Origin of the sequence: Paraglaciecola sp., assembly GCF_039964565.1 — a bacterium.
Taxonomy (GTDB): Bacteria; Pseudomonadota; Gammaproteobacteria; order Enterobacterales; family Alteromonadaceae; genus Paraglaciecola.
On the sequence record NZ_JBDVXF010000019.1, the window covers coordinates 1 to 24,576 of the forward strand.

Genomic DNA, 24,576 nt, shown 5'->3' on the forward strand with positions numbered 1-24,576 from the left:
AGTCGAGAAATTAATCCTAAAGGGCAATTTGTTTTCACTTTAAAAAAAGAGGCTTAGTTAACCTGAACTCGGGATAAGCCGTACCGTCCAGCACCGCTTTTATTGTGCCTATCTTCGTTGAACTTGCTCTCAATAGCTGGCTATTGCTTCACAAGCTCGCCTTGATAAACACAATAATATCAGCACTGGATGCATTAAATTGGCGGCTAGATAAATAGTAAGATTATAACCTATTGTTTTTATTAGATTTACTTCATAGGACGCGGCACGTCTTAACCCGAGCTCAGGTTAGTTATTAGTTACTGTATGTTTTGTTTGCCCCTGAATCTTGATGAAATAATCTTTTAGATAATCGAGTAATAGCCGGAGCTTTTTTGAAGCGGTACTGCCTGGTGGAAAAACGCCATAGATATTGATGTCTTTGAGCTGAAAGTCGTCTAACACTGTTTCTAACCTACCGGCTTGAATCTTTGGCCAAGCGTCGTATATCGGTACTCTACCTATGCCGTGCCCACCTTCAAGAAAGGCAGTGCGCGCGGCGGCGTTGTTGGTGCTGATCCCACCTTGTACCGCAACGCTGTACGAAAGGCTACCCTTAGTTAATTCTATCGCTCCTGAAGTCATTTTGTAGACTACCCATTGGTGTTGCTGCAAATCAGAAGGGGTCTTTGGTCTGCCTCGCTTTTGGAAATAACTCGGTGCGCCGCATAAGCAAGTTGATAGGGTCGACAATTTACTGGCTTGTAATCCCGAGTCAGGTAATGGCGCTCCGCGAATAGCTAGGTCTATACCTTCTTGTATGATATTCACTACTTCGTCGGTCAGCATGACATCGAGGTCAATTTTGGGATAGAGATCACGAAATTTATTCAGTGCGGGTACTATCATCTGCAAGCCCACATTCACTGGACAAGTTATCTTTAATAGCCCTTCGGGTTCGTTCTTAAGGTTTTCTATTTGCTGATTAGCAGTGGTAGCACGCTCTGCAATGATACGGCAAGATTGGTAATATTCGCTGCCAGCTTCGGTCAAAGAAATTGAACGGGTAGTGCGATTGAGTAGCTTCACTCCAAGCTGGGATTCCAACTTTTTTATATGATAACTGACCACTGCTCGCGACAAACCCACATGTTTAGCTGCTGCCGTGAGATTACCTTGCTCAATTACTTGAGCAAAGACCACCATGCTTTTTAGTTGTTCAAAATATAAGTTCATAACCCATGCTACCAATATTGTATCAATTATTCTAACAATGTTATCAACTTTGTGTGTATTGTCATAAATTAGGTAAGTTATTAAACTGGTCTCACATTCAAGACAAATGAGAGAAAGTTAATGAATACTCAACACACAACTAAACACATATTAATGGTGTTAACGTCTCATTCAGAGCTCGGTAATACGGGAGAAAAGACCGGTTTTTGGATCGAGGAATTTGCAGCGCCTTACTACACTTTTGTTGATGCAGGTATAAAAGTGACTATTGCTTCTGTAGCAGGCGGACAGCCGCCTATTGATCCTAAGAGTGAATCTAAAGATTTTCAGACCCCAGCGACTGAGCGATATGATGTTGATAATAAAGTACAGTCATTAATGGAAAATACCGTAAAATTAGCAGATGTTAATGGGTCTGATTACGACGCGGTTTTTTATCCTGGGGGTCATGGTCCTCTATGGGATCTTACTGACAATTCAGATTCTATTACTTTGATCGAAAGTTTCTTGGCAGCCAATAAGCCCGTTGCGGCGGTGTGCCATGCAAGTGCAGCGTTCTTAAATGTTAGAAATGCAACCGGTGAGTTCCTCGTTAAAGACAAAGCGGTAACGGGTTTTACTAACAGTGAAGAGGAGGCAGTACAATTAACTGATATAGTGCCTTTCTTGCTAGAAGATGAATTGATTAAGCGTGGTGGAAACTATCAAAAGGTCGCGGACTGGAATGCATTTGCCATCCAAGATGGCTTATTAGTTACTGGTCAGAATCCAGCAAGTTCGGCGTTAGCCGCGGAAAAATTGTTGGCAAATTTAGCTTAATTGAGCGTAACAGTTGTCACAACAAATTATCAAAGTGATGAGGAAAAATATTCATGTTAAATTTTAGTTTTCAAAATACTACTCAGATTCTTTTTGGTGAAGGCCAAATCGCCTCATTAAGTAGAAAGATCCCTACTGACGCCAAAATATTAGTGACTTATGGCGGAGGCTCTATCAAAAATAATGGGGTTTACGATCAAGTCGCTACAGCCTTGGCGAATCACTCTTGGTTTGAATTTTCGGGTATTGAACCGAATCCCGCCTACGAAACCCTAATGAAGGCCCAAAACATTATTAAAGAAAATAACATCGACTTTATACTCGCTGTTGGTGGAGGATCTGTGGTTGATGGTTCTAAGTTCATTGCTGCTGCCGCTCTTTTTGACGGTGATGAACCATGGGATATTGTGAGTAAACAAACTCGCATTAAAAAAGCGCTGCCTTTAGCGTGCGTACTTACTCTACCAGCAACCGGTTCCGAATCAAACACAGGCGCAGTGGTGACCCGTGATGGAAATAAATTGCCTTTCAACAGTCCTTTAGTGCGTCCGATATTTGCAGTCTTAGATCCTGCGGTGACTCTGTCATTATCTAGCCGTCAAGTAGGGAATGGAGTGGTGGATGCCTTTGTTCACACTATGGAGCAGTATCTAACTTATAGCGTCAACGGAAAAGTACAAGACCGATTTGCCGAAGGGTTGTTGCTTACATTAATTGAAGAAGGCCCAAAAGCTTTGGCACCAGAAACAGCCAATGACTTAGATGTTCGAGGCAATATTATGTGGGCAGCCACTATGGCGTTAAATGGTTTGATTGGTGCTGGTGTGCCGCAAGATTGGGCAACCCATATGATAGGTCACGAATTAACCGGTACTCACGGTATAGATCACGCTCGCACGCTATCAATCGTTTTACCTGCGGTAATGAAAGTCTGCAAAGAAGCGAAACGCGAAAAGCTTTTACAATATGCCCAGCGTATTTGGAACGTAACTGAGGGTGATGAAGATGCACGAATTAACCGAGCAATTGAATTAACCGAGCAGTTTTTTGAAAAGATGCAGGTGCCTACACGTTTGTCTCAGGTTGACTTAGGTGAAGCTGATCTCGATTTATTAATAGAAAAATTAACACAACACGGTATGTTGAAGTTGGGTGAACACGGCGCTGTTACTCCAGAGGTTAGCCGTGAAATATTAGTAACTGCACTTTAAGTTGAGTGATTCAAAAATTTAAAAAGGGGCCAAGTGCCCCTTTTGATTTGATGACTGAGTTTATTTGGTTGATGACTCAGTTTATTTGTTTGATTACTCTGGCTGTTCCGTCACTGTCAGGCTCGGGTTGGCTAGATTATTAGCATCTAACTCAAAGACTAAATCAGCAGTGTTTTGAAGATTGATATACAGATTATCGTTTGAGCCCGGATACAAGGTCACAGCTGTATCTAGTTCAACTGTAGTATTGGCGCCTAAATTTGGGCCGCCACTGTCACCCCAACCTTGATCGGCGATTTTGAAATTATAGCTGCCGGCCGAAATGTTAAATACTCCGCGATATATGCCATTGCCCTCATAGCTTAGCGGGGAATTGGTGTCCCAACTGTTCATGTCTCCGCGCAATAAAGGCACATGGTTGCCATAAGGTGGGGGAATGGCATTAGGATCATCAGGAATGATAGTTAAGCTAGGATTGTTGGTATCGGTCGCGTCTAAAACAAACTTGTAGCTGCCTTGTGCAATCAAACTCAAACTTAAGTTGTTGCCACCATTGGTTAAGGTGGCTGGAGAGCCTACTGGCATGGCAAACCCTCCACCTAAGTTGACATCAGAAAAGTCTTGGTTTGCAATTTTAAACTGATAATCATCTTGTAAAAGGGCTGTGTTTAACTCGTAGGTGTCGTTACCTTGATAACTAAAAGGTAAAGACGTATCCCAGCCATTAAAATCCCCTCGCAAATAGATGTTTTGTTCACCATAAGGAGGTAGCGCAGACAAACCGTAACCTTGGGCACCATTTTGTGGCTTAATAAACACAGCTGTCGTTAACCCTGGTACATTGAAGGTACCAGCGCTAAACGTAGCAGATTGCACTGTGGCGTCGGCGGATTGCTGTTGCTCTTGATGTAACTCAAAACCAGTTGCGTGAGTCACGCTAATCGATTGAGAAGAGGCATTGCCGTTAATCAAAACAACGATTGCGTCATTGTTACTGTCTAAATCAGGCAAACCCAAACCGTCGTCAATGCTCATTACAATCAAGCCTTGAATCTGCTGACTACCGGTATTGTGGAATTTAACCCTTTGAGCAATGTCTTGGGCGCTATTTAAGCGGAATAACTTACTGGCGCTGCGAATGTGTAAAAACTCTTTAAACAAAGTCGCTGATAGCTGAATATCAGAAGCTGTTGCTTCAGTATTAATGTTGGCGCTAATTGGGCTGATGTTGCTCCAATTATTTTGATTGTCTTGCGCCAGGGGTAATCCAATATTCCAGTTGTTGCTTACTTGCGTAAAATCAACACGGTTAAACCAGTCGCCTGCATCATAGGTATTTCTGTCCATAGACTTAGAGCGGATTAAATCGGACCCCATGTGTAAAAAGGGTATGCCTTGGCTTAAAAGAGGAATGGACAGCGCCACGTTTTGAATACGCACTCGGTCTTGAATCGCTAAATCGGCTGGCAAAGCGTATTGCAATTTGTCCCACAAGGTTTCGTTGTCATGCTTGGATATGTAGTTAACCGTGTCCGCAGGATCGACACTGTAGCCTGCTGGTTGTCCATTCCATTGGTAGTCATAAGTGGATAAATAGCTATCACTGGCGGCTACAAATTGATAACTGCCCACATTCCCTACTAGTCCAATACGGATCACATCTTGTTCGCTTATGCTGCCGCCAGTAAATAGTGCGCCATCACGCACTGCATCACGCTGGCGATCCGAATAAGTACCAATCTCTGTACCCGCCATATTTAATTGTGAAGCTTGTTCAAATCTCCGATTATTCGCCACTTCCCCGAAGTTCCAGCCCTCGCCATAAAAGTATGTATCCGCATCTACAGCACGCACCGCGTCGCGGGCATCAATAATGGCCTGTCTTGGAATATGCCCCATTAAGTCGAAACGAAATCCATCAAAACCAAAATGCTCGGCAAAACTCACCAATGAGTCATTCATTAGTTTCGCCATCATTTTGTGTTCTGTGGCGGTGTTCTCACAACAGGTCGAGTTTTCAATTTGACCACTGATTTCGTTTAAGCGCTGGTAATAACCAGGTACTACTTTATCTAGTACGGAATTGTCGTAGAGACCAGATGACGCCGTGTGGTTATAGACCACATCCAATACAACCCTTAGTCCAATTTCATGTAAAGATTGGTTCATAGCGCGCATTTCCAAAATACGCTTTACACCATCTGCATCGGTAGCGTAGCTTCCTTCAGGCGCCGCAAAATGTTGTGGATCGTAACCCCAGTTGAATCCATCTAAACCACGCATCGAATCAATCAGTGCTTGAGCATTGGTACTGGAGGGGTCGTAATTTTCCAATACTTGTAAAATAGTTGCTTGGTTATCTTCCACTCCACATACAGGGGCGGCGTTATTCAATTGGCAAAGTTTGCCAACCGTATCCGTGACATCCACTCGAAGATTACTATCTTCTTGAATAGACGCAATATCATTGGCCGGTAGAACATGAAAGTGGGTTAAACCTGCTTGTTGTAAACCTTGCAAATGCTGCATTGGAGCAGAATTGAGTTCGGTAAAGGCCATGTATTTTCCGCGATGCGCGGCACTGGTGCTGGTATCGAGAATACTGAAGTCGCGAATATGCCCTTCGTAGATCACTGCATCTTCAGGGTCGATAATAGTAGGGACACTGTGGTCATCCCAGTTGGTGGGTTTTAAGTCTGCATCTTCAAGGTGAACGAATTGGCTGTAACGGCCATTGGTTGCCAAACTAACAGAATAAGGATCGGTGGTGGTGAGCTGTTCTATTTGTTCGGTTAATGGATGATATGCAGTGATTTGGTAACGATAAAATCGGCGATCTAACGCTAATTTTGAGCCGGTGTAAGACCATACTCCACTCGTTCCATCTAAGGCCATTGGGTGGTTAGAAAGGACTTGTTTGCTGCTGTCATAGATTTCAATATTGACGGCTTGGGCAGTAGGTGCCCATAGTGCTGCTGTAATATTGTCATTGCTGTATGTGACACCCAGATGTGCCTCATCGGCATCGTTAGCAGCAGAGGTATATAAATTATCTAGCAATCTGGGAAGTTGCACACGAGTTGCTTCAATTAACTCACCTTGTGCGTCGAAAGCAACCGCTAATAATTGTTGTCTAGCCCATTGTTTCGCCTGCTCTGTACTGAGGTTCAAAGTAAAGCCACTAAAACCGTTAAGTTGTGGATCTTGGGTATACACGGCTGAGTCTACATTGGCCATGGTCAATGGGGTAAAGCTGGCATTGCTTAATGTTTCATCATTGACGTTGGACAAACTGGCGTCGGCAGAACTGTATAAACGATATTCGACTGCATCGCCTGATGTTAGCCACACCAGCGTATTGGTATTAATCCAATGTGCCTTTGCACCATCTACAGTGAAAGGGCGAGAGGCAAGAGGTTCATACCATAATTCTGGGTAGCCATGAAAGCTGAAGGCTTCTTGACCATTAACGGGTTCAAACCGACTGTTGTTGTTACCTAACGCTTTGTTATCACCGTTATGTAAAATGAAGTTGTAACAAGATGCCCCTGGGGAAATGGTCAAAATATAATAAGCACCATAAACAGGGTGTTCACCATCAGCTGGGTATGGATCGCCCCAGTTGCCAAAATGGCTACTGTCACTGGTTGGCGCGCTATAGTCACCACAACCTTCGCCGTTCCATAAATGTAAGCCCCAACCTTGATAAATTCCATCGTCCCGTTGATAGAATATGGCAATTTGATTGTCTCCTAGTTGCAAACCCGTGCTAGGCACTGAATCTACTTCTATATCTGCTTGAAGACGCATTTCCATAGATAACGCCGCGCGAGTTAAGCCGAGCTTTACTACGAACTTGTGGGTGGCTCCCTCTGCTAACTCATTGATATCTAATGCAATAAAAGGTAAGTCGTTGTCAGTGCCATTGGCGTTCATAATTTGATGGCTGCTGGCATCAAATATCACCCGTAACGGCGCGCTGATCTCACTTCCGGTATTGGCGAGGGTTACTATTGCACTATACTGACGATTAACTCGATCATAAACGGGACGCGCGGAGTAACTAAATTCTACGCTATCAGCATCTTGCCAAGCTGCATCGGCCGAAGGAGCCAATAGCAGCAGTAGCAGCATATTTATTTGGGTAAATAATTTCATATCAATGAGTCCTGATAGATTGCGAGCGCCTGGTAAACAGGGCGGCGGTGCCAAGCAGTAGCAAGGCTGTCAAGGGAGGAGTGGGGACGTCTGTGGGAATGGCGGTAAGTGTTATATTATCGATTAACAAAGTTGAGGAAAACGAATCACCAGTCACCCCTCCTTCTAAATTAAAATCTAAAAACCAGCCTGCTTGATTATTTATACTGCTATCGAGCATCATCGAAAAGGTCCCAGCACCATAAGCACTAGTAGGGTCAATCAAAAAACCTAGTTCACCGTCAGCACCGACCATTTCCCCCAAGTCATTGATAAAGTTTACGAAGAACCAATCGGCATCGCCCGACTCATTATCAAAACCGGAAAAGTCCCAATCAAAACTCAACCAGAGTTGGCTATTGGTAGCGGCAGTTAAATCCAAGTCGGTTGATAGGGTATTGGCGGTAAACGCAGTGGCACCATCAGTAAAATCGATATTAATTTCAGCCTGGCACTCGCCTGCGTTATTGATGATATTAAAATCGCCGTTTCGCACAGTATTCACGCCACCGTCAGTGTAAGTATCCCAATCACTAAAGTTACAGGTTTGAAATCCACCATTTGCAATCAGATTAGCCTGTGCGCTTGTTGCTATCAGTAAGCACATTGTTGTTAGTATTTTTGCTGCAGTTTTCACGATTAAGCCTTGTTTGTTAGATAGAAAATACACTTGAACAACAGGTTGTTGACAAATTGTTTACATAAAACTTTAAAGTAAAAAAAATATTTCAACCATTGAATTTGCCGTCAAATGATATGAATACGTATGCAGTTAATAGTTGAAAAGAAGATACAATAACAAGGAGATTGGTTAGTTCATTTTACCCTTGGGCGTAGCGTGAAAGTGCCAATATCAAGACTGTAGTTTGTATAATAAAGCATTAGTTTTTCTAATCTTGGTAGTTTAAAAAATGTACGTTGAACATTGTGGTTTCTAACACTAAAATCCGCGCCCTATTTATTACAGTCGAATTTGCATGTGGTTTTTGGTTTGGGCTCCGTGTATTACGTTAATTATTGAAGTTGTTGCAGAAAAATGGACAAATTAGAGTTTATTCAAATACGCCGTTTTATCCTAAAATTGGGTAAAATGTTACACAAGTACGGCTCTCCTTCTTTTCGGTTAGAAGCCTACCTAACGGAAATTGCTACTCACTTTGGGTTGCATGCTTCATTTAACTCTACACCTACCACTTTAACTATTGTGTTGTGGAGTGACCAACACGAAGATGAGTACAATCACTCAGCGCGGATGCAACCCGGTGAATTAGATATGAACTCTTTATCTCGAACCGACGAATTGGCCCATGAGTTATTGTCGGGTCAGATATCTTTGACTGAAGCCAATAAGCAATTGACCGAAATTGAAGCTATGCCGAGTCCTTATGGTAAGGGATTGACTGGCGTAGCTTTTAGTATGTCCACGAGTGCGTTTTCTATGTTGATGGGAGCGGGATGGGCAGAGATTATTTGTTCTGGTTTATTGGGTGGCATGGTTTATTTTTGGACACTTTGGGCTTTGCGTTCCAAACGGGTTAACTTGATGTTGGAGCCGGTGGCATCTTTTACAGTCGGGTTTGCGGCTTGTGCTATCAATCATTATTCAGCCTCAGGACTTAATATTTGGCTGGTTATTCTGTCCTCTCTGATTATATTGGTGCCGGGGTTGTCGTTAACCATGGGACTGGCAGAATTATCCTCTCGGAATATGGTATCTGGAACGGTTAGAGTTATGGACGCCACTATGCAGTTATTCAAACTGTATTTCGGAGCATTTTTAGGTGTCAGTCTAGGCTATCAGCTATTTGGGCAGCAAGAGTTAGCTTTGGCTGCCACATTACCTTTTTGGGTGAATTGGTTGGGTGTGCTTATGCTGAGCATTGGTCTAGTTGCTATATTTAGAACCCGTTTAAAACATGTGTTATGGGCGGTTGCGTCAACTTTTATTGCCTATGGAGCATCAACTTGGAGCTCGGGTTTTCTAGAAAACGGGTTGGGTGCCTTTGTAGGTGCATTTGCACTAGGGGTGTTTGCCAATTTGTTTTCGCGGATAGCCAATGCCCCTTCAACTATTGTTGCTATGCATGGTTTAATTGTATTGGTACCCGGTTCAAAAACGTACATTGGATTGAATTCTTTTATTTCTGGCCAAGATATTATCAAAGTCGATCATATTGGACAGGAAACGTTTTTGATATTGATGTCGCTGGTGGCGGGGTTAATTTTTGCAAATGTAGTAATGCCAACTAGAAAAGCGTTGTAGTGAGTGTGTCATGTCGAAGTTACGTACATTTTTTGAAATCAGCAGTTACGGTATTTATGAACATTGGGACGAAAAAAGCAAAGTTCTTCCCAAGATCAAAACCTTTACGACTAATGTTCCAGCTGAACTCGAAATAGAATTTGGTTTTATTCTTAAGGCCAAAAAATCAAAAGGAAAACGTTTAGACTGGACGATTTTTCACCCTGATGTGCCTGATGAAAATGGAGAAGTCATGCCACCATTCGAAGGCGTAGTGTACGTTAGAAACAACGATTGGGAGTTTTATTTAGGCGATTCCGTTTGGGCACCGATACACAACAAAGTGGGAGATTGGCGTATGGTGATTCAGTGTGACGGAAAAATCATCGCGCAGAAAACCTTTAGTGTTCTTACTGAACACGGTGATGGTGAAATCCAGTTTTGGAAAAAAAGAGGCTTTTGATCGCGCGCTAAACCCCAGTGTTAAGCGAAAGAATTATTTTTTCCAATTTATTGGGAAAGGGAAAGGGAAAGGGAAAGGGAAAAGGAAAAGGAAAAGGAAAAGGAAAGGGAAGACTGAAGATTACTAGATTCATTGCGACGTTTCTCTATTCTCTAGCCGGTCCAGAAACTAGGTGCATAGGCAATCTATTTCATGAAGTGCGCCTAGGACCATTTTTTCTGTACAAGAAACTGCAAAAATAGACTTAATAATTGTGCCTAGACCCTAGACCCTAGACCCTAGACCCTAGAGCTGCTGCAGGCTGTGGAGTTAGATGTATGATGTTTGCCCGTTTAAGCAACGCCAAGGAGTGCTTTTAAGAGGCTCGATGCTGAATATAGGAAAAGGTCATCAGGTTTGCTCAAATAACCCAATGAGAAAATTTAAACCGTTAGATAGTTAATCTGGACAGTGCTTTGCATCAATGTAATTTATTTTCCTTGACCCTCACGTTGCGTTATAGCCCATCCTATGGACTAAGCTGCAAATTTGCGGTGATAACGAAGGAGTTTTGAAATGTCAGCCAAAGACAATACGTTTAGCGTGAGTGAGTTAAGTAAGGCCTCTGGTGTGAGTGTCAGAACGTTGCACTATTACGATGAGATCGGATTACTGGTACCTAAACGAAGTAAGGTAAACGACTACCGTATTTACACAAATCATCATGGCGTATTGCTGCAGCAAATAATTGTCTATCGCAACATGGGAATGACCCTTGAAAAAATCAAATCCATGGTACTTGCTAAAGATTTTAATTTGCGCCAAGCACTGGCTGACCAGCACAAGCTCCTTGTCACAAAACAGGCTGAAACAGCTAAGTCAATTCAACAAATAGAGGTGAACATGAGCGTTCTTGATGGCGAGAAAAATTTGAATATTATTTTTGATGGCCTACCTAAAGAGAAGGTTGAACATTTAATCGATACCATGAAGCAAGAAGAATTTAGTGATGAGGTTTTCCAAGTTTATGGAAAAATATCCACAGAAGATATGCGTCAAGAAAAAATACTTCTGGATAAGTGGACCGCTGAATACATGCAACATACAAATTTACCCGTAGCGGATAAACGTGTACAAAAGCTCATAAAAGACGCCTATATCATTATGAACCGCATGTTTTATAGAACTGTCGAAGAATTTTCAGGATTAAAATATACCTCGCTTATCAAAATTATTGAAGAAGGAAGGGTGGATAAAGTGACGGTAGAAATTTATGAAACCTATCAAAAAGGCTTGGCCAAACACTACTTTGACGGATTGATGCATTTTGCTGAACATGAGTTGCTTGGCAACGAGGCGAGTTATGTTCACTTGCGTTAAGGCGGTAAAGTAAAACTATATGTGTTGTTCTGCTAGCAGTGGGGCAATACATATGTTTATCAGACTATGCTCTTAGCTGCATCAAATCTAAGGTTTCGCTACAAAGATAATCAATCGTCCCAAATCCCCACCCGAAGCAGAAACGTATTTAGTAGCGCGCCTATTTTACCTCTTTTGATCCCTATCAACATGCTAAAGCGAGACGTTTAAACCCAATGTCATCAGTAAACTGATAACATTCCAATTAACTTTTAACTGGTTTAATTTTAAAAATGAAAAACAAAGTATCACCAGAAGTGACAGAACAGGCATTGAAAATTGCCAAAGGCACCCAAAAAGTAGGGCAAACTAAAGCCCAAACTAAATTGATCGCTCAAGGTATCGAAAAGGGGATCGCGGAGTATAAGAAGCAACAAGCGAAAAAGTTACGAGAGATAGATAAACAGCGTAAACAAAAAGCTAAACAGCCACCTCAGGAAAGTAGCAAACTTAAAGAAGAGAGCACCGAAACTCGGTTAAATTCTCTACCTTGGGTTTTATTGAGTTTAAGCTGGTTAGGATTTGTAGTGTATCTTTTGGTGTAAAATATAGAATCGACAACGCTAATACAGATATTGACCAAACGACAACAAACGCCTAACGTTTGTATTAACCTTATTTCCCATAATTGAAACGGTCGTTTAGAGGTAGCAATAAGTTGTCACAATCAATACCTACTCAATTTTTCGATATGTTACCGCTTCCTATTGTCGTCGTAAAACAAGTGGAAGGGACACTAAACCACCCATTCGTATTTCTAAATTCTAGTTTTAGTCAAATCATTGGATGGAATTTACAAGAAATTCCAGATAAAGAGCATTGGTGGAAGACTGCTTATCCCGATTTGCAATATCAAAAAGTGGTTGAAAGACTTTGGGAAATGGGCGTTGAATCCAGCGGTGTTGAAGATGATAATTTTGTTTCGATGACCGTTAACATTACGACTAAGCACAATGGCATTAAACGTTTTAAAGTGTACACTGAAATTTCAAGCGCTCTTTTGGAAGGCTATTATGTTGTTGCTTTCCAAGAAAGCAATGAGTCACTATATGAATAAGCTATTTACACATTTTTAAATGTAATTGAATCTATAGTGTGTTGCTCACTGATACTCGTTATCAACAGTCAACTGTAACCACTTCAACTGTGCAATTTGGAAAGCCAAAAGAATCATAAATAACATAACAACCTTGATTGGTTGGTGTGCCTGAAGTCGGTACTTTGTAACCAATTAAAGTGTATTGATTGTCAACGCGAATTTCAAAATCATCGGAGATATCCAAAAAATCCAGCATATCCAATTGGTCGCCTCCCTCACCTTCACTTTCGGGGCATAGGTTACGCCAATCTATCTCAACACTTCCAAAACCAAAATCGACAACGTAATCGGTTTGGATCCCACCGGGGTTTTCAGCCGAGGTTCTTAGTCCTTTCAAGCGCGCTTTCATTTGCACTAGGTTGGTCGTTGACTCGAACTGCGCCCCTAGAGAGTTCATTACTGCAATTTTTGCATCAGAGGAGATATCGACAAATTTTGGGGCGGCTACTACAGCTAAAATACCCAAAATGACAATAACAATGATAAGTTCTATTAACGTGAAGCCGTTATTCTTATTATATTTTTTCACAGTTCTACCGTTTTAATATGCACTCTATATAAATACAACAACGTCTAGCTATATAAAGTGATTGCTTTTGTTTGCAATATGTTACTAATTCTTGATTTTATAAATTTTATCGCAATAAATCAAAGGTTTATATTCAGCAATATACAGAGTCTACTCTATTCAAAACAACTAATGAACCGAGTGCGATTTTACTTTACAATCCTTGCCCTTATTTTTAGGTAATGAACGGCGGATATGGCAGCAATAGGTATAGATTACGGGACTTCAAACTCCGAAGTGGTATATTTTGATGGACAGCAACATCAGTTTATTAAACTCGATCCTAGTTTAGAAGCAGCAAATAAAATTCGTTCGTCGGTTTTTATTTATTATAAAGACGAACTTCCTAGACCTCCAATCCCCATGATTGAAGCAAAAATCGCTCAATTAAAACGCGCCATTTCTGACAAAATTGAAAAAGCCAAAGAAGGCTACTACCAAGCATCTGATCCCAAAGAGCAGCGAATTCATAGCGCCAGAATAGACGAACTACGCGCTGAATTTCACAATTTACCTGGACTACAAGAACGTGCAATTGAATTGTTATTAGAAGACATGACGGTACAGGACTTACCTTTACATCAATTGGTTGCAACAGGAGAGTTTGCCTTTGGTGAAGAGGGATTCAAACGTTATTTAAAAATGCCAGAAAAAGGTCGCCTGATATATTCACCAAAGAACTTTTTGGGCGCCAATTTGGTAGCGGGCCAACAAGATGCCTTTGTTGGTTTGATTGCCAAACAATTAGCGTTTTTTCGTGAAAGTGCCGAGCAACAAATTGGAGAAATCGTAGACTCTGCAGTAATAGGTCGTCCTGTGCGATTTCATGGCACTAGAGGGAAAGAAGGGAATGCCCAAGCCATAGAAATAATGACGCAAGCTGCAAAAATGGCCGGTTTTAAAAAGGTCGAGTTTCTTGAGGAGCCAATCGCGGCAGCCTATAAAATTGAGCGTACCCTGGATAGGCATACTAACGTGTTGGTGGTGGATATTGGTGGCGGTACAACTGACATCTGTTGCATTAAGTTATCACCAGAAAAGTTAGCGAATATAGATAGACAGCTAGACGTCATGTCGGTTACCGGTACTCGGTTAGGTGGTATGGAATGCGACAAAAACCTCATAACTAAGTCTATTGCGGTCACTATGGGTCAAGGGATGTTAATGCGTAATGGTTTACCCGTCCCCCCTGCTTATTATTCTGATATGTGTGCAGTTGATGATATCCCCAAACTCAATAGGTTTTTCTCGGAAGAATACTGGTTAGATATTGCTAATACCAAGTCATTGGTTAAAGAACCCAAGCTGTTGGAACGATTACAAGTTGTTCAAGAAGAAAAACTTTCGGCAAGATTAGTCAACTCGTCACGATTGGCGAAAGAATTGCTATCTTCAAAAGAGGAAATCATTTTGCCTTTGCATTATATCGAAGCTGACTATGACGTGAAGTTGAATGTTGATGAACTGAAGCGTTCCATGCAGTCTTGGTTGGCCAGAGTAAAAAGTTTAGTCACTGAATGTTTAAAAAACAGCGCCGAAGCCCCAGAAATGTTGTTCATAACCGGTGGCATGAGTTTGTCTCCAATAGTCAAAAAAGAGTTATTAGAATTGTTACCAGGGTTACCTGTAATGGAAGGTGATGCATTCAACTCTGTTTGCGAAGGCTTAGGTATTCAAGCTGCAAAATTAAGTTAGGCAAACTAGCCATTGTGAATTAATTGAGCTTGTTTTTAGTTGATGATATTTACCCGTTCACACTTCGCTACATAGACGTTTGGGAAATATTCTCGCGCCCACATGGCGTTGTACCGATTTATCTCTTTCGCCTGAATCAATAAAAATTTTAAGTCGTTCATCGATTTGTTTTTTTACTTTATGTAATTCTTTACGAATAACAAATAATACATCTACGGCACTGATTGCATTAGGTGACTGATAAAATTCGCTGTTACAAAACTTAGCCGTTGTCATTATTGCTTTTGCGTTGTGATCGCTCATTATTGCAAAGTCACAACGCTCTTTGGCCAACATAAGTGCCATAGTGGTTTGCGTCGAAGAATCAACACGCAACAACGTATTATTATCAAAAAATGGCTGCAGCACTGGATAGATGTAACTATTGCGAGTGCATATAAGTGCACCCTTGTTTTTGCTGGGATTGAATGGTTGAGAGTAGGGTTTTGTAGCATACATAAAACTTCTGTGGGGCATTAAAGCAAGACTAAAAAAGTAATTTTCAGGTTGATTTACCCACCTCGGTGAAGATAAAAACATATCTGCAAACCCACGAAATAAAAGTTGTTCGCTTCTAGCGCGTTCGGATTCAAAATACTCTATTTTAAAGTGACCGTCTTCTTCTAAACGGTCAAAAAAGTCGACAATTACGCCTTGGTAATTGCCTGACACTTCGTCGTAATAAATGTAAGGTGCAGAACCCGGAGAATTGATAGCAAACCTTAATGTTTGCGGTTTTGCATTGGCTTGTGAAATCAAAATTAACAATAGGCTGAATAACCTAAAAATCCTTGTTCCCAATCTATTTGTCACTGCCAATTCCTTTTTCGACAACCGTAAATCGTAGCTGAATTATATGACAACGAGCGTCAGATAACTAATATTGTTATAGTCAGTCAGTGAAACATTAGCATTGTTCCTAATTCATATACTCCGTATGATTAGGTTACAGACAAGCTAGGTTGACGCAATCATGACAGACACACATTCTTTACCCGCCGATTTTATGGCTCAAGTACAATCTACGCAGATATTATGGGCATTGCAGGATCAATCTAGTGAAGGTTGGGTGGTGCTGGATTCAAGTAATTTTGAAAACGCAGACGTGATGCCACTGTGGTCAAGCAAAGAGTTGGCGACAAGTCACTGCGTTGATGAATGGCAACAATATACACCAGAAGCTATTTCTATTGCTGATTGGCTAGAATTTTGGGTAGAAGACTTAGCCCAAGATAATGTGTTAGTAGGTGTTGAATGGCGTGATGGGAGCGAATATTTGGAGCTTGAACTTGCCGAATTTAGCCAGTGGTTGGCTAAAGTTGAAGCGTTTTAGTGTTTAATATTCATTGCCCTAGTTACGGATAACTCAATAAAAATGACCTATTCAATCGCGCCGAAATAGAGTAAAACATTAGTATCAGGCAGGATCCTAAAAATGTGTCACCTTTAACTCAAGCAGTTGAATATTAGGGAAATTGATGCAGCAATCTAATAACGTAAACGCAGTTACGATAAATAAAAAAACCAAACTACTTGGCGTGCCGCTATGTATCTTCGTTGTAGGTTTATTCATTGCTATTTATCTAGAGCAACAACAATCATCTGAAAATCACCAATATATTCAAGCTAAACTAGAATCTAGACTCACCGAAATTGGTGATGCCGTTGTAGAAAATTTAACACTTTATCAGTACGGATTAAGAGGCTTAAGAGGTGCAATATTAGCTACAGGTATAGACCAATTTAACTATACCAAAATGCAAGCCTATAGTAACTCAAGAGATACCGACAAAGAATTTCCTGGTGCTCGGGGGTTCGGTCTAATTCGTTACGTCGCCTTAAAGCAGCAAAGTAATTTTGTTGAACGAGCACGGCAAGACCGCCCAGACAAAACGTTTGCGATACGCCAATTAAACTCCCCTCAGAACAACTTGTTAGTTATCCAGTATATTGAGCCCGAAAAACAAAATCAGCAAGCCGTCGGATTAGACATTGGTTCTGAATCAGTGCGCCGATTTGCCGCCATGGAGTCAGCTAAGCATAATGAAGTGCGGCTAACTGCTCCTATCACATTGGTTCAAGCGAGTAATAAATTACGCCACGGATTCTTGATCATGATGCCTATTTATGGTTTTGATCCAGTTGGTAAAAACACTGAACAAAGAATGGCCAATATTCAGGGGTGGAGTTATGCGCCTTTACTGATCGATGAAGTACTGGGGGCGATTAGTTTAATACGAAATGATGTGGTTTTTAGTATAAAAGATAAGGATGTGGATACTTCGACTACCTTTTATCAATATGGCGAGTTGGATCAGCAAACGTCTGATTATCAAACGAGTCAAAGCATCACGCTTTTTGGTCGTCATTGGGAGTTACAGCTAACCGCCAAACAATCCTTTATTTCATCACTGTTACTTCCAGTAAAACAACAAGTTTTCGTAATGGTGATAGTCGCGACTGTATTACTAATGCTAATTGTTTTTAGCGTTTTATTAACCCTTGCCAAAAGGGAGCAAACATCAGCTTTTAAAGCCGAATTGTCTGAAGTGACTGAAAATGCACTGAAATTGGCCAATCAGAAACTCGAAATTGAGGTACTGAAAAGAACTAAACAAATCACGCAAGTGAGTGTTTTGCAGCGCAGTATTTTAGAAAGTGCTAGTTACGCGATTGTGGCTACTGATGAAATTGGAAAAGTGACAACTTTTAACCCTGCAGCTGAAAAACTTTTGGGTTATCGTAGTGAAGAGTTGTTGGGAAATTCGATTCCTTCTGAAATTCATGTCGCTGATGAAATCATGACTAGAGCCCAAATGTTATCTAAAGAGCTTGGTTTCTATGTCGAACCCGGTTTTGAGGTAATTGTTGCCAAAGCCAGATTGAATAAATCGGACACTCATGGATGGACTTATGTTCATAAGAGTGGACGGCATATTCCAGTTCAATTAAGTGTAAGTAGTTTATTTGATGATGATGGAAAATTGTTCGGATTTTTAGGTATTGCCTATGACTTATCTAAGCAACTAGAACATGAACGAGTCTTGGCAGAAGCATTGGAACAGGCAAAACAAGCCAATCAAGCTAAGTCAGAATTTTTGGCCAATATGAGTCACGAAATCCGTACACCACTAAATGGAATTTATGGCGCATTGCAAGTAATCAAAAACGAAATCAACACTGAGCAAGGGCGGACCTTGTTGGATAAAGCATTGTACTCGACTAAAAATCTCAATGTTATCATTAATGACATTTTAGACTTTTCGAAAATAGAAGCAGGCAAACTGGAGTTAGAAAATGCAGTGTTTAATTTAGCCGAATTGTTGGAACATCTGCGCTCAGACTTATCGGTTATGGCTGTAAACAAACACATAACATTTGATCTGGTGAATCAAGTAAGCCATCTTTCATGGCTTGGAGACCCAACTAGGATCCGCCAGATACTGTTAAATATTGGTTCTAATGCCATTAAGTTCACTGAATTTGGGAAGGTAACATTTATCGTGGCTTTTGATGAGGCAAAGGGGCGACTTACTTTCACTATTAAAGACACAGGAATAGGTATCGAGCAGAAACAATTGCAACGGCTCTTCCAGCGATTTGAACAAGCAGATACTTCGACTACCCGAAAATTTGGTGGTTCTGGTTTAGGTTTATCTATCACCCATTCTTTAGTGAAGCTTATGCAAGGCGAGATTTCGGTTGAAAGTGAAGTTGGAGTAGGGACGACTATTGCCGTAACTTTACCCTTAGAAAAGGCATCTGTTACCTCCAAGGTGCTTAAAGAAGAATTGGACGCCGACGAAATTGATTTTTCAGGAAAGACTATTCTGATAGCTGAAGACAATGAAATAAACCGAATGGTAGTTGAAGCTATGTTAGAGCCAACGCAAGCTAAACTTTTATTCGCTGTTAATGGATTAGAGGCAATTGAGGCCAATAAAACGTACACACCTGACGTGATTTTAATGGATATTCAAATGCCTGTGATGGACGGTATTGAAGCATGCAGGGAAATAAAATCGAACTATTTGGCTACCTCTATCATTGCACTCACAGCCAACGCTATGAGTGAAGATATCAAAAAATACCAATGCGAAGGATTTGATGGACACCTTGCAAAGCCAGTGGAATTGCAGATGTTATTACAGTCATTGCAACAAGTATTACTCAAGTAACTGGATAGTCACTCGAGCAGATTGATTGCTATTTTATTGCGTTAGTCAAAGTCACCTCCTTGACAAATTGTTTTAGAATAAATCGTTCGCGGGTCTTACATTCGCAGCAGTTGACACGACAGCATTTTTAAATTCACTTTTTCCGATTAAGTAAATCGATTTTATCCTCACCACTTTTTACATTTTGTTAACTAAACTCCTTGCCATAGAAATCCAACCATTTGCTGCATTTGACTCACACGTGAAGGCGTAAGTTGTATAAGGCAATTAACAGAGTCGTTATCCATAAACAACTCTCCGGCATAAAGTAAGAGGCAATAAAATGAATAAAAAAACGATGTATTTTAAGACAACAATCGCAGCTTGTTTAAGCGCATTTTTTCTGTCGAGTGCAGCTATATCAAAAGAATCGAATTCTACTGAGATGACAAAACCTAAAGGTCCGGTTGGTACAGGAAAAGTCGATGAAGGCCAACCAAGGTCTAACAAGTTCTGGTGGCCCGAGCAACTGGATTTGTCGGCGTTGAGAGATCATGACGCAAAATCTAATCCCTACGGTGCTAACTTCGACTATGCAACAGCATTTAGCACTCTTGATTTGGATGCTGCAAAAGCTGACATAGATACTCTACTGACTAGCTCACAAGACTGGTGGCCTTCAGACTTTGGTAACTATGGTCCATTTTTCATTCGTATGGCTTGGCACAGTGCGGGCACATATCGCACCCTTGATGGACGCGGCGGAGCGGGTGGTGGACAGCAAAGGTTCGACCCACTCAACAGTTGGCCAGACAATGGCAACTTAGACAAAGCCCGACGACTCTTATGGCCAATCAAACAAAAATACGGAGAAGCACTTTCTTGGTCTGACTTAATTGTTTTGGCTGGTAACGTAGCGTTGGATAATATGGGGTTCCAAACCTATGGTTTTGCTGGTGGTCGTGCTGACGATTGGGAGCCAGATCTAGTCTATTGGGGCCCAGAGATTGAAATGCTGGCTAGCGATCGAGAAGATCGCGACGGTAAACTACAACGTCCTCTTGGTGCCACGCATATGGGGTTAATTTATGTAAACCCAGAAGGCCCTAAAGGCAAACCTGATCCGATTGGCTCAGCTAAAAATATTCGCTTGGCGTTTTCACGTATGGCCATGAATGACGAAGAAACCCTAGCACTTATTGCTGGAGGGCATACATTTGGGAAAATGCACGGCGCGCGAAAACCTGCTGAATGCTTATCTCCAGAGCCCGCAGCGGCAGGTATTGAAGAGCAAGGATTAGGTTGGAAAAATAATTGTGGTAAGGGCCACTCTGAAGATACCACCACTAGTGGTCTTGAAGGCGCATGGACCCAAGCACCTACTCGATGGACATCACTCTATTTGAGCAATTTATTAAACTTTGAGTGGAAACAAACTCGCAGCCCTGCAGGCGCTATTCAGTGGACACCCACAGATGAGTCTTTACACAAATCTGTACCAGACGCCCATATAAAAGGTAAATTTAATGCACCTGTCATGACAACGGCTGATCTTGCTTTAAAGTATGATCCTGAATACAAAAAAATCGCACAGCGTTTCTTAGCTGACCCGGAAGAATATCGTTTAGCCTTTGCGAAGGCATGGTACAAATTAACCCACAGAGATATGGGGCCTCCAAGTCATTTTCTTGGAAAAGACGTACCTAAAGATGTGCATATTTGGCAAGATCCTATTGACGAAGATAGCCAGTCGACTATCGATGCAGATGATGTGAAAAAACTTCAAGCTAAAATTTTAGATTCAGGTTTAACGACGGCTGAATTAATTCGTGTGGCTTGGGCTTCTGCAGCGACCTACCGAGGGACTGACATGCGCGGCGGTGCGAACGGGGCACGTATTGCTCTTGCACCACAAAAAGATTGGGCAGTGAATAACCCCAAAGAGGTCGCTAAAGTCTTGAAGGTGTTAAAAAGTATCCAAAAAGATGCGACTAGCGGATTGTTTGCCAGTGACACCGTCTCTTTGGCTGACTTAATTGTTATAGGTGGCGCAGCCGCCATTGAAAAAGCGGCAAAAGACGCAGGGTTTGAAGTCAGTGTTCCTGTTAACCCAGGTAGAGGTGACGCGACTCAAGCGCAAACTGACGTGAATTCGTTTAGTTTACTTGAGCCAAGTTCGGATGCGTTTAGAAATTACTTCAATTCTGAGGCCAGTTATAAATCGCCTACAGAAATGTTAGTTGATAAGGCAGACCAACTCAGCTTAACAGTGCCAGAAATGACAGTGCTAGTCGGTGGTTTAAGAGTTCTGAATGCTAATCACAGTCAAGCATCTCACGGGGTGTTTACAGATAGGCCTGGTAAGTTAACTAATGATTATTTTGTAAACTTACTTGATATGGCAACTGTATGGAAAAAAACGGCAACAGAAGGGGTTTATCAAGGAGTCGACCGTAAAACCGGCGAAACTAAATGGACCGCTACTTCTGTAGACTTAATCTTTGGCTCAAATTCTGAACTGCGTGCTGTGGCAGAGGTGTATGCATTTGATACCTCAAAAGAGAAGTTTGTAAAAGACTTTGTTAAGGCGTGGACTAAGGTGATGAATTTAGATAGATAACTTGGGCTATACCAATAGAGTTATGGTTAAAGGAATGAATCATAACTCTAACTATTTCAAACGCTAACTTTAGCTGTGAAATCAATGTATCATTTCTCTCAATAGTCCCTACTGAATAGATTGAACTGCTATTAGTGTCAATTTGTCCCTCAGAATTCAAAATTGAGATACAACGATGAAAATCTCCCAATTCCTACCTTTATCCCTAGTGTTTTTGTGGTCACAAGTTATCAATGCGCAAAGTGTAACGGATCAACTGATAGTCGCATTGCTGGACAAACATCTACCTCAAGTTTTGCATCAAGAGAAAGCGACGCCTTGGCAAATGGGGACTTATAATTTGACTGTACATAAAGCTTCTGGTGCAAAATTTTTCAGTAACCAGCAATATCTAAGTCTGAGTGTGCCAATTAAAGTGATGATGACGGGGCAAGTCAATAAAGAACTGTTCGGGCAAAAAATCCTACTTAATTGTTCGTCTATTTTTGTAACTGAAACTAGGCTAGATCTTGCTCCTGAAATTAACCCTCCCGAATCTACCGCCAGTGTTGAAGTATCGGTACCTGTACCAAATGTAAACTTGAACTGTGAAGGCTTAAAATTACCTATCAAGCCACTTCTAGAGCAGTTGGTGGCGACTAAAAAACAACAATGGCAGCAACAGCTTGAAAAGGATATTGTTGTGATGTTTAGGCAGCTAGGTATCTAATTATTAACGCACTGTGGTCAACTTTGGTTGACCTAGGGTGAAACTAAAACTTATGGAAAAAAATGTGTCTGGTGAAACTGATTTAAATAAATTAATTGGCTCTATGCAGCCTGTGTTAAGCGACGTTGAATACGTGTTTGCTGTTTTGAATAACGATAGTTCGGTATCGCTTTTGGAGTTGGCTCCACTGGGTACATTTCACGAACAAGAAGGCTTAACGGTGATTGTACCAAAGCTAAAGGCTGATGTTTCTGGCCTTTCTTATGAAGGTGTTTTTCAGTGTATTACGCTTAATGTGCATTCCAGCCTTGATGCTGTTGGGTTAACCGCCGCGGTTTCAACTGCACTTACTGAGCAAAATATCAGTGCTAACGTTGTAGCGGCTTATTTCCATGATCATATTTTTGTGCCTAATGATAAAGCGAACCAAGCGTTGTCTTGCTTGCAAACATTAGCCGATAATAACAACCAATAAAAACGCCAACCGTTAAGAAACAATTGGCGTTTTTGGCCTTTAAAAAAACCGCAGCAAATGCGCCATTATTGTTCGTTTAAATAATCAAATACTGCTTCTGCTCGTTGCTGTGCATGTTGATTGAGATATTCCACCCCTTGGTAAAAATCGTTGTCACTTTCTAAGAAAGAATAACCGCTTACTTCAGAGGTTGCCTCGGGTTCGATTAACGCAGAGTATTGATCATAGGTTGCTTGAATACTATTGGTTTCAAAGGCATTACTGATCACCTCTAACAACAGTTCGTTATAGCGAGCTTTGTAAACTTCGTCAGCGTAAATTTTGCCAATGAGTGGCCAACTAGTAGTATTTAAGTCTGAAAAATCGAGTTCTAATGCGCCTCCTTGATTACCGGTTTGTAAGGCTTCATTATTGTCCCAAGGGATCCAAGTTAATAGTCCTGTATCGGGATCGTTATAAAGATAGTAATTATGTGGCATGCGACCATATGTGTCCCAGTTTTGAATGATGCCATTAACAGCTAAATAAGTTAAGAAAACATCTACATCAAAAACGGCTTCAAGGTTGGTTCTCCAAGTTGCTGGGTCGTCGGTTCTGGTGTCGTCGTGAAGTGCTGTGAAAAGGGCGTTTATGTCTGACCAATCTTCATCATCTTCATTGGTTTTCTTCTCAAAATTCTCTTGATTGAAACTACCTTCAGCGAAGGTTGCGCCGTCATCTTCTGGTTTATATAAGTTTCCATCATTGTCGTTGAACTGCGTATCGATAACCGTGTCATCAACCTCTTCAACAAGTGTGTATAGACCAAAATATTCTGGACCGTCGCCATGATCGACATACAAAGAGTAGAAAGCTGTGTGGGATACCACCATACCGGCATTTTTAAAAACATCGGCTGCTATTTTCTCACGCATTAGTGATTCATCATTGTAGTTGTTCTTAAGGCTGAGTTTTTTGAATCCATAAAAACGTTGGTTATCAATTTGTGGGTAATTATCTTCGAACTCGTCGAAGTCTAATTTGAAAGACAACTTGAGTATTCCGGATTGCCAACTGGTTTGTAGCGATGAGTTGCCCTTAAATCGAATACCTACTCGATACCACTGGGTGCCATTGTAATATACATCGGCAGGTACAAAGATTGGGTCTTCGTCTGTGTCTAACAGTTGGTTATTCGTTCTTTGTCCAAATGTGCCGTAGAGATCGGTCATATTGTCGAGCATACTTTGCCAGCGAGTATCGGTGACCACAAAATCTAAACGTTTCACTTGGGTATCATCAAAGACTTCATCAAAATCCGGATCGGCATTTTTACTGTGAGTAGCCTCTGTCCAGTCAGTTGCTTCAAAATCGGTGTCGGTTATGGCTACGGTGCCATTATCTGATTCACTTACCTCATCTTCTATCGTTAGGTCATCTGTCTTTACTTCGTCACTGTCGCTACCACCGCAGGCACTGAATGTTAAAAACACGCAGACCGGGATGATAAAGGTAAATTGTTTGAATATTTCGCTAACTGTCTTTGATGTTTGAGTGTTAATTCGATAGAGCATAGAAAAAACCTTACTGTGTGGTTATTAAAAAGTACTTCTGTAAACTTCAAGTACTCGAAACTATTCGAATGATAGAAAGCAAAGGTGCAAAAAATGTGTAAGCAAAACGCAATAAA

The 24,576-nt window shown here is 41.2% G+C and carries 19 protein-coding genes; 13 read left to right on the forward strand and 6 right to left on the reverse strand.

Annotated elements, in window-relative coordinates:
- Positions 1-288: 288 nt before the first annotated feature.
- Positions 289-1,215, reverse strand: a complete 927-nt coding sequence (locus ABJK37_RS08210) for a LysR family transcriptional regulator (RefSeq protein WP_348351942.1) — start codon at positions 1,213-1,215, stop codon at positions 289-291.
- Positions 1,216-1,335: 120 nt separating this feature from the next.
- On the opposite strand from ABJK37_RS08210, the gene ABJK37_RS08215 reads away from it, so the two are divergent.
- Both ABJK37_RS08215 and ABJK37_RS08220 read left to right on the forward strand, forming a co-directional pair.
- On the forward strand, positions 1,336-2,034 hold the full coding sequence (locus ABJK37_RS08215) for a type 1 glutamine amidotransferase domain-containing protein (RefSeq protein ID WP_348351944.1): 699 nt from the start codon (positions 1,336-1,338) through the stop codon (positions 2,032-2,034).
- Between the two features lie 53 nt (positions 2,035-2,087).
- On the forward strand, positions 2,088-3,245 hold the full coding sequence (locus ABJK37_RS08220) for an iron-containing alcohol dehydrogenase (RefSeq protein WP_348351946.1): 1,158 nt from the start codon (positions 2,088-2,090) through the stop codon (positions 3,243-3,245).
- Between the two features lie 93 nt (positions 3,246-3,338).
- Here ABJK37_RS08220 and pulA read toward each other — a convergent pair whose 3' ends face one another.
- Positions 3,339-7,403 carry a pullulanase-type alpha-1,6-glucosidase gene (gene pulA, locus ABJK37_RS08225; protein WP_348351948.1) on the reverse strand — a complete coding sequence of 1,355 codons (4,065 nt, stop codon included), beginning with the start codon at positions 7,401-7,403 and terminating at the stop codon, positions 3,339-3,341.
- A gap of 1 nt (position 7,404) precedes the next feature.
- On the reverse strand, positions 7,405-8,079 hold the full coding sequence (locus tag ABJK37_RS08230) for a hypothetical protein (RefSeq protein ID WP_348351950.1): 675 nt from the start codon (positions 8,077-8,079) through the stop codon (positions 7,405-7,407).
- A gap of 399 nt (positions 8,080-8,478) precedes the next feature.
- Here ABJK37_RS08230 and ABJK37_RS08235 point away from each other — a divergent pair, with 399 nt between their 5' ends.
- From ABJK37_RS08235 to ABJK37_RS08255, 5 genes are all read left to right on the forward strand, one after another.
- Positions 8,479-9,705, forward strand: coding sequence for a threonine/serine exporter family protein (locus ABJK37_RS08235; RefSeq protein ID WP_348351952.1), 1,227 nt, complete (start codon positions 8,479-8,481; stop codon positions 9,703-9,705).
- Between the two features lie 10 nt (positions 9,706-9,715).
- Positions 9,716-10,147: a DUF3859 domain-containing protein gene (locus ABJK37_RS08240; protein WP_348351954.1), complete on the forward strand. Its 432-nt coding sequence runs from the start codon at positions 9,716-9,718 to the stop codon at positions 10,145-10,147.
- Positions 10,148-10,702: 555 nt separating this feature from the next.
- Positions 10,703-11,506: a MerR family transcriptional regulator gene (locus tag ABJK37_RS08245; protein WP_348351956.1), complete on the forward strand. Its 804-nt coding sequence runs from the start codon at positions 10,703-10,705 to the stop codon at positions 11,504-11,506.
- A 272-nt stretch (positions 11,507-11,778) separates the two neighbouring features.
- Complete coding sequence (locus ABJK37_RS08250) at positions 11,779-12,090, forward strand: DUF2956 domain-containing protein (protein ID WP_348351958.1); 312 nt, start codon at positions 11,779-11,781, stop codon at positions 12,088-12,090.
- A 113-nt stretch (positions 12,091-12,203) separates the two neighbouring features.
- Entirely contained in the window at positions 12,204-12,602 is a 399-nt protein-coding gene (locus ABJK37_RS08255) for a hypothetical protein (protein WP_348351960.1), read from the forward strand.
- Positions 12,603-12,663: 61 nt separating this feature from the next.
- On the opposite strand, the gene ABJK37_RS08260 is transcribed toward ABJK37_RS08255, so the two are convergent.
- Positions 12,664-13,173 carry a prepilin-type N-terminal cleavage/methylation domain-containing protein gene (locus ABJK37_RS08260; protein ID WP_348351962.1) on the reverse strand — a complete coding sequence of 170 codons (510 nt, stop codon included), beginning with the start codon at positions 13,171-13,173 and terminating at the stop codon, positions 12,664-12,666.
- Between the two features lie 234 nt (positions 13,174-13,407).
- On the opposite strand from ABJK37_RS08260, the gene ABJK37_RS08265 reads away from it, so the two are divergent.
- Complete coding sequence (locus tag ABJK37_RS08265) at positions 13,408-14,907, forward strand: Hsp70 family protein (RefSeq protein WP_348351964.1); 1,500 nt, start codon at positions 13,408-13,410, stop codon at positions 14,905-14,907.
- Between the two features lie 57 nt (positions 14,908-14,964).
- Here the strand turns inward: ABJK37_RS08265 and ABJK37_RS08270 are convergent, their stop codons facing one another.
- On the reverse strand, positions 14,965-15,759 hold the full coding sequence (locus ABJK37_RS08270) for a transporter substrate-binding domain-containing protein (RefSeq protein WP_348351966.1): 795 nt from the start codon (positions 15,757-15,759) through the stop codon (positions 14,965-14,967).
- Between the two features lie 160 nt (positions 15,760-15,919).
- Between ABJK37_RS08270 and ABJK37_RS08275 the strand changes: the two genes are divergently transcribed.
- The 5 genes from ABJK37_RS08275 (at position 15,920) to ABJK37_RS08295 (ending at position 22,907) form a co-directional block, all read left to right on the forward strand.
- A complete protein-coding gene (locus ABJK37_RS08275; RefSeq protein WP_348351968.1) occupies positions 15,920-16,279 on the forward strand; it encodes a DUF2750 domain-containing protein in 360 nt (119 codons plus the stop codon).
- Between the two features lie 145 nt (positions 16,280-16,424).
- Entirely contained in the window at positions 16,425-19,124 is a 2,700-nt protein-coding gene (locus ABJK37_RS08280; protein ID WP_348351970.1) for a CHASE domain-containing protein, read from the forward strand.
- A 322-nt stretch (positions 19,125-19,446) separates the two neighbouring features.
- Positions 19,447-21,723, forward strand: coding sequence for a catalase/peroxidase HPI (gene katG, locus ABJK37_RS08285; RefSeq protein ID WP_348351972.1), 2,277 nt, complete (start codon positions 19,447-19,449; stop codon positions 21,721-21,723).
- 175 nt (positions 21,724-21,898) lie between these two features.
- Positions 21,899-22,432: a hypothetical protein gene (locus ABJK37_RS08290; RefSeq protein WP_348351974.1), complete on the forward strand. Its 534-nt coding sequence runs from the start codon at positions 21,899-21,901 to the stop codon at positions 22,430-22,432.
- Between the two features lie 64 nt (positions 22,433-22,496).
- The gene (locus ABJK37_RS08295) at positions 22,497-22,907 is read left to right on the forward strand and encodes an ACT domain-containing protein (RefSeq protein ID WP_348352017.1); all 411 of its coding nucleotides are present in this window, start codon (positions 22,497-22,499) and stop codon (positions 22,905-22,907) included.
- Between the two features lie 65 nt (positions 22,908-22,972).
- On the opposite strand, the gene ABJK37_RS08300 is transcribed toward ABJK37_RS08295, so the two are convergent.
- Positions 22,973-24,460 (reverse strand): CotH kinase family protein, encoded by a 1,488-nt coding sequence (locus tag ABJK37_RS08300; protein ID WP_348351976.1) that lies wholly within the window; start codon positions 24,458-24,460, stop codon positions 22,973-22,975.
- Positions 24,461-24,576: the final 116 nt, after the last annotated feature.

Bases quoted from the DNA above. Each gene is read 5' to 3' on its own strand.
- ABJK37_RS08290 (WP_348351974.1), top strand. From the start codon at position 21,899: ATGAAAATCTCCCAATTCCTACCTTTATCCCTAGTGTTTTTGTGGTCA.
- ABJK37_RS08210 (WP_348351942.1), bottom strand. From the start codon at position 1,215: ATGAACTTATATTTTGAACAACTAAAAAGCATGGTGGTCTTTGCTCAA.
- katG (WP_348351972.1), top strand. From the start codon at position 19,447: ATGAATAAAAAAACGATGTATTTTAAGACAACAATCGCAGCTTGTTTA.
- ABJK37_RS08265 (WP_348351964.1), top strand. From the start codon at position 13,408: ATGGCAGCAATAGGTATAGATTACGGGACTTCAAACTCCGAAGTGGTA.
- ABJK37_RS08275 (WP_348351968.1), top strand. From the start codon at position 15,920: ATGACAGACACACATTCTTTACCCGCCGATTTTATGGCTCAAGTACAA.
- ABJK37_RS08240 (WP_348351954.1), top strand. From the start codon at position 9,716: ATGTCGAAGTTACGTACATTTTTTGAAATCAGCAGTTACGGTATTTAT.
- ABJK37_RS08220 (WP_348351946.1), top strand. From the start codon at position 2,088: ATGTTAAATTTTAGTTTTCAAAATACTACTCAGATTCTTTTTGGTGAA.
- ABJK37_RS08215 (WP_348351944.1), top strand. From the start codon at position 1,336: ATGAATACTCAACACACAACTAAACACATATTAATGGTGTTAACGTCT.
- ABJK37_RS08280 (WP_348351970.1), top strand. From the start codon at position 16,425: ATGCAGCAATCTAATAACGTAAACGCAGTTACGATAAATAAAAAAACC.
- ABJK37_RS08245 (WP_348351956.1), top strand. From the start codon at position 10,703: ATGTCAGCCAAAGACAATACGTTTAGCGTGAGTGAGTTAAGTAAGGCC.
- pulA (WP_348351948.1), bottom strand. From the start codon at position 7,403: ATGAAATTATTTACCCAAATAAATATGCTGCTACTGCTGCTATTGGCT.
- ABJK37_RS08250 (WP_348351958.1), top strand. From the start codon at position 11,779: ATGAAAAACAAAGTATCACCAGAAGTGACAGAACAGGCATTGAAAATT.
- ABJK37_RS08235 (WP_348351952.1), top strand. From the start codon at position 8,479: ATGGACAAATTAGAGTTTATTCAAATACGCCGTTTTATCCTAAAATTG.
- ABJK37_RS08300 (WP_348351976.1), bottom strand. From the start codon at position 24,460: ATGCTCTATCGAATTAACACTCAAACATCAAAGACAGTTAGCGAAATA.